Source organism: Actinomadura logoneensis (assembly GCF_003428695.1).
Taxonomy (GTDB): Bacteria; Actinomycetota; Actinomycetes; order Streptosporangiales; family Streptosporangiaceae; genus Spirillospora; species Spirillospora logoneensis.
Window position 1 is genome coordinate 1 of record NZ_QURH01000846.1, and the last position, 5,376, is coordinate 5,376.

Sequence of the window (5,376 nt, forward strand, 5' to 3'; positions counted from 1 at the left end):
GCTCCGCCGGTCGCTTCCCCGGTCCCGGCGTCCGGGCGCGGACGGACGCCGGGACCGAGGGGCCGCCGGTCCGCCGTCCCGCCCGCGTCCCCGGCTCGGCGCCGGTCCCGGTTACCGTCCGGGACGGCGACCGCCACGTCCTTCTGGGACCGGGACACCGCGCGCGGCGCGCGCATGTCGTTCCGGACGGTCGCGAGCCCCTACTGGCCGCTCGGCACCCGCGTCCGGGTCGCCTACCGGGGGCGGCGGGCCACCGGGGTCGTCGAGGACTTCGGCCCCGCCGGCTGGGCGGTCGCGCAGCACGACGTCCCCGCCATCCTCGACCTGTCCGAGGAGATGATGCGGGAGCTCACCGGACGCCGCGAGCACGCCGTCCAGGTCCGGTTCGAGGTCCTGAGCTGGGGGCACGGCGACGTGTACCGCGATTCAGGCCCCGGCCACGCCCTCGCGTTCGGCCACGACGACTGACGTCCGCGTCCGCCTCCGCCTCCCGAACGCCGGAGCCGGAGGCGGACGCGTGTTCAGTCGTCCTCGGCGGACGGGTGCCGGTCGTCCTCGGCGGACGGCGCGGCGGTGGGGGTGAGGGGCAGCCGCACCTGGAAGCGGGTGTCGCCCGGCGCCGAGGCGACCTGGATGTCGCCGCCGTGCCGGTCGACCACGATCCGCCAGGAGATGTCCAGACCGAGGCCGGTGCCCTGGCCGACCGGCTTGGTCGTGAAGAACGGGGTGAAGATCCGGTCGAGGTTCTGCTCGGGGATGCCGCCGCCGGTGTCGGCGATCTCCACGACGGCCTGGCCGTTGTCGCGGAACGTCCGGACGGTGAGGGCGCCCGATCCGTCCATCGCGTCCAGCGCGTTGACGATCAGGTTCGTCCAGACCTGGTTCAGCTCCGCCGCGAACACCGGGACGGGCGGCAGGTCGGGCGCGTAGTCCCTGCGCACGCGCACGTCCGGCGGGAACTTGCGCTTCAGCATGGTGAGGGTGCTGTCGAGCAGCGTCCGCAGGTCGACGCTCTGGTACGGGGCGCGGTCGAGCTGGGAGTACTGGCGGGCCGAGTCCAGCAGGCCGGTGATCCGGGTGGTCGCCTCGGAGATCTCCGCCTGGAGCTGCGCGACCTCCAGGGTCTCGGTGAGCCAGGCCATCGCGACGCCGAGGCGGTCGCCCGCGATCTCGGCGACGCGCTCGGCCTCGTCCACCCCGATGCCCGCGGCGACCAGCGCGGGCGCGAGGTCCCAGGCGTCGTCGACGCCGTGCTCGTCCAGCCAGTCGCCGAGCTCGTCCTCGGCGTCGCTGACGGCGATCGGGTCGCGCGCGGGCTGCCGGTGCCCGGCGCCGACGAGGCGGTCGTGCAGCGCGACGAGCCGGGCGATGTGCTCGCAGTCCACGCCGCCGGACGCCAGCTCCACCAGCCGCTTCTGCGCGCCGACGAGCCGGTCGCCCAGCTCGGACGCGGCGCGCGCCGCCGCCGCGGCCGGGTTGTTCAGCTCGTGGGTGAGCCCGGCGGTGATGGTGCCGAGCGCGGTCAGCCGCTCGCGCTGGTCCACCAGCCGCCGGGCGTTGTTCATCCCGAAGAACACGCCCTCCAGCAGGTGGGTCGCCATCGGGAACCAGGAGCGGACGGCCTTGCCGAACTTGCGCGCGGGCAGTTCGAACATGCGGGACGGGCGCAGCGCGCGCAGCGTGTGCGCGTACCGCTGCTCGATCCGGTCGCCGATGTACGCCTGGACGGCGCCGCCGTACACGCCGGGGTTCGCCGACCGGGTCATCTCCACCGCGTGGTCGCGGACCTGCTGGACGATCGCGACCTCGCCGTCCAGCAGGACGTACAGGAACTCGGCCGGGTCGCCCTGGGCGCAGATCGTCTCGCCCTCGGCGTAGGCGCGCTCGCAGCCGTAGGCCGCGAGCCACGCCAGCTTCTCGTCGTCCAGGTCCTCGAACAGGAACAGGCGGCCCAGTTCGGCGGGCTCGACGGCCGTCATGTCTTCTCCTCGACCATCCATGGTCACCGCTCCAAGTATCGAAAACCAGAGCAGCGTAGTCGAAGGTCCCGCGGGCGGGTCTCGGCAGGTCGGACCCCGGCTCGGCTACGTCCCAGGTAATCGCGTCGGCTATCCGCCGTCCCTAACGTCGTGGTCGTCAGGCAAGGAACTCCAGGGAAAAGAGGACTCCGATGACCACGGCAGCCACGACGCGCACCCCCGCCGGCCTGTTCTCCGACGGCAACCGCCTGCTGCGCCTGGCACTGCGTGCCGACGCGATCGTGACCGGCGCCAACGGCCTGCTCTACCTCGCTCTGGCCGCTCCGCTCGACGACCTGCTCGGCCTGGGCGCCACCGCGGGACGGGAACTGGGCGCCTTCCTCCTGCTGTACGCCGCCGCGGTGTGGGCGATCTCCATGCCCGCCCGTCCCCGGCGCGGCGCCGCGACCGCCGTGGTCGAGGCGAACGCGCTGTGGACGGTGCTGAGCGTCGTCACCGTGGTCGTGGGCTGGTTCTCGCTGACCACCGTCGGCGCCGTGTGGGCGGTGCTGCAGGCGATCGTGGTCGGCGGTTTCGCGGCCCTCCAGTACACCGCGCTCCGCCGTACCCGCTGAACCGGAGGAACAGGCGGGCGGCCTCACGTCGGCTCGGGATGCGCGAACGACCATCCCGAGCGGGCCGCACCGAGCAGATGATGTCGGCCTTTTGTGGTCGATCCTCCGATACAAAGCCGACGGCGTTGCTAGCGTGCGCGCCATGCGGAGGATGATCACGCCGGGACTCGCGGCGTGGCTGGCGGCGACCACCGCCGCGACCGGCTGCCTGCCCTACGTGCGGGCGGAGTCCGGTCTGCTGGCGAAGAGGACCCTCGTCGCCGGGGTGCGGCCGGACCTGCCCGGGATCGGCATGCGCAAGGGGGACGGCACGTTCGAGGGCCTGGACGTGGACGTCGCGACCTATGTCGCGAAGGCGCTCGGAAAGCACGTCCGGATCGTCGCGGCCCCGGCCGCCGACCGCGAACGGCTCCTGTTGAGGGACAGGAGCGTGGACATGATCCTCACGTACTGGGTCCGGGCCGACTGGAAGACGCGGATCACCTTCGCCGGGCCGTACGTGCCGACCTACCAGGACATCCTCGTCCGCTCGGACGAGCGGCGCATCAGGAACGTGCACGACCTCGCCGGGCGTCCGATCTGCGCGGTCAGGGGGGCGGGCGCGGCCGACCTGGTCGTCAAGGGGCTGCGCGTCCCCGCCGTGCCGGTGCAGACCGACGGGTACGCGCAGTGCACCGCGATGCTCCGGGACGGCCGGATCGACGCGATCACCACCAACGACACCATCCTCGCCGGGCTGCGCAACCAGCCGGGCGCGCCGTTCCGGCTGCTCGGCGCCCGCTTCGGGGAGCAGCCCACCGGCATCGGCATGCGGCCGGGCGACCCGGACGGCTGCGAGGCCGTCAACAAGGCGATCACCCGGATGTACCAGGACGGCACGATGGCGAGGTCCATGGGCCGCTGGTTCGGCGGCTCCGGCCTGGACATGTCGGTGGTCGCCGTCCCGCAGTTCGAGGGCTGCGCGTAGCGGACGCCGCTCCCGGTCAGGCCTGTTCGAGGTAGCGGTGGACGAGCGCGACGGCCATCGCGCCGTCCCCGACGGCCGAGGCGACGCGCTTCATCGACCCGGCCCGGACGTCCCCGGCGGCGAACACGCCCGGCATGCTCGTCTCCAGGTGGTACGGCTGGCGGTTCGGCTCCCAGTCGGCCGGGCGGCGGCCGTCGGTGACCAGGTCGGGGCCGGTGAGGACGAAGCCGTGCTCGTCGCGCTCGACCACCCCGTCCAGCCAGTCGGTGCCCGGTTCGGCGCCGATGAAGACGAACAGCCAGTGCGTGTGGACGGTCCGCTCGCCGTCCGGCCCGGCCAGGACGAGCCGTTCGAGCCGGTCGTCGCCGCGGCCCCCGGTGACGACGGTGTTCGGGTGCACCTCGATGTTGGCGATCCCGGCGATCTGCTCGATGAGGTAGTGCGACATCGACCGTTCCAGGCCCTCGCCGCGGATCAGGATGTGCACGCGGCGGGCGACCTTGGCGAGGTTCACCGCCGCCTGGCCCGCCGAGTTCGCGCCGCCGACGACGTAGACCTCCTCGCCCGCGCAGCTCGGCGTCTCGGCCGTCGCCGCGCCGTAGTACACGCCGCGTCCGACCAGGTCGTCCAGGCCGGGCGCGTCCAGCCGCCGGTAGGAGACGCCGGTGGCGAGGATGACCGCGTGCGCGGCGACGGTCGTGCCGTCCGCCTGCGTGACGACCCGGGCCCGGCCGTGCGCGGCGATCCCGGTGACCTCGCCGGTGGTGATCAGTTCCGCGCCGAAGCGGACGGCCTGGCGGCGGGCCCGGTCGGCGAGCTGCGCCCCGGACACCCCGTCGGGGAAGCCGAGGTAGTTCTCGATCCGGGAGCTCTGCCCGGCCTGCCCGCCGGACGCGTGCCGCTCGATCAGCACGGTGTTGAGGCCCTCGGACGCGCCGTACACCGCCGCGCCGAGCCCGGCCGGGCCGCCGCCGACCACGACCAGGTCGTAGAAGTCCGCGCCGGGCGCGGTGGTCAGCCCGACCACGGCGGCCAGCTCGGTGTCGGTGGGCGCGCTGAGCGTGGTCCCGTCGGCGGTCACGACCAGCGGCAGCTCCGGGTCGCCCGCCGCCTTGAGCAGCTCGACCGCCTCGGGGGCGGTGTCCAGCAGCCACGTGTAGGGCACCTGGTTGCGGGCCAGGAAGTCGCGCACCTGGTAGGACCGCTCGGACCAGCGGTGGCCCACGACCCGCAGCTCGCCGGGCCGCCGCCGGTCGGTGCGCCGCCACGCCTCCAGCTGCGCGTCGATCACCGGGTAGAACTTCTCCTCCGGCGGGTCCCACGGCTTGAGCAGGTAGTGGTCCAGGTCCACGACGTTGATCGCGCGGATCGCGGCGTCGGTGTCGGCGTAGGCGGTGAGCAGGACGCGGCGGGCGAAGGGGTAGAGGTCCATCGCCTCCTCGAGGAACTCCACGCCGGTCATGTCGGGCATCCGGTGGTCGGCGACGAGCACCGCGGTGTCGTCCCCGCGCAGCTTCAGCTCGCGCAGCGCCTCCAGCGCCTGCGGGCCCGACTCGGCCCGCAGCACCCGGTACGACTCCGCGTAGCGGCGGCGCAGGTCCCGGGCCACGGCCCGGGACACGCCCGGGTCGTCGTCCACGGTCACGATCACTGGTTTGGCCACGCTGGTCTTCTCCTCAGGTCCGCCCGTGTCGGCATAAGCGTACGACGTCCGGTGATCTCCGTTTCCGTCCGCGCCCACGCCGACCGGCGCGAACGCACCGTCCGGCGTCCCGCCGGGGCGCGGACCGGGGCGGAGGCGGGCGCGGCGGACGCC

At 73.7% G+C, this 5,376-nt stretch carries 5 protein-coding genes; 3 read left to right on the forward strand and 2 right to left on the reverse strand.

The genetic code is table 11. The features are described 5' to 3' along the window. The first annotated feature begins 174 nt into the window (after positions 1-174). Positions 175-468, forward strand: coding sequence for a hypothetical protein (locus DZF91_RS42315; RefSeq protein ID WP_117360250.1), 294 nt, complete (start codon positions 175-177; stop codon positions 466-468). Between the two features lie 53 nt (positions 469-521). Here the strand turns inward: DZF91_RS42315 and DZF91_RS28730 are convergent, their stop codons facing one another. Further along, a complete protein-coding gene (locus DZF91_RS28730; protein ID WP_117360251.1) occupies positions 522-1,979 on the reverse strand; it encodes an ATP-binding protein in 1,458 nt (485 codons plus the stop codon). A gap of 191 nt (positions 1,980-2,170) precedes the next feature. Between DZF91_RS28730 and DZF91_RS28735 the strand changes: the two genes are divergently transcribed. Together DZF91_RS28735 and DZF91_RS28740 are read left to right on the forward strand one after the other, a co-directional pair. Next, on the forward strand, positions 2,171-2,593 hold the full coding sequence (locus DZF91_RS28735) for a hypothetical protein (protein WP_117360252.1): 423 nt from the start codon (positions 2,171-2,173) through the stop codon (positions 2,591-2,593). Between the two features lie 142 nt (positions 2,594-2,735). Further along, complete coding sequence (locus tag DZF91_RS28740) at positions 2,736-3,560, forward strand: transporter substrate-binding domain-containing protein (RefSeq protein ID WP_117360253.1); 825 nt, start codon at positions 2,736-2,738, stop codon at positions 3,558-3,560. A gap of 16 nt (positions 3,561-3,576) precedes the next feature. On the opposite strand, the gene DZF91_RS28745 is transcribed toward DZF91_RS28740, so the two are convergent. Continuing rightward, positions 3,577-5,223 carry an FAD-dependent oxidoreductase gene (locus DZF91_RS28745; RefSeq protein WP_199486956.1) on the reverse strand — a complete coding sequence of 549 codons (1,647 nt, stop codon included), beginning with the start codon at positions 5,221-5,223 and terminating at the stop codon, positions 3,577-3,579. Positions 5,224-5,376: the final 153 nt, after the last annotated feature.

What these genes read in the sequence shown, in the direction of transcription:
- DZF91_RS42315 (WP_117360250.1), top strand. Translation starts at nt 175, where the DNA reads ATGTCGTTCCGGACGGTCGCGAGCCCCTACTGGCCGCTCGGCACCCGC.
- DZF91_RS28730 (WP_117360251.1), bottom strand. Translation starts at nt 1,979, where the DNA reads ATGACGGCCGTCGAGCCCGCCGAACTGGGCCGCCTGTTCCTGTTCGAG.
- DZF91_RS28735 (WP_117360252.1), top strand. Translation starts at nt 2,171, where the DNA reads ATGACCACGGCAGCCACGACGCGCACCCCCGCCGGCCTGTTCTCCGAC.
- DZF91_RS28740 (WP_117360253.1), top strand. Translation starts at nt 2,736, where the DNA reads ATGCGGAGGATGATCACGCCGGGACTCGCGGCGTGGCTGGCGGCGACC.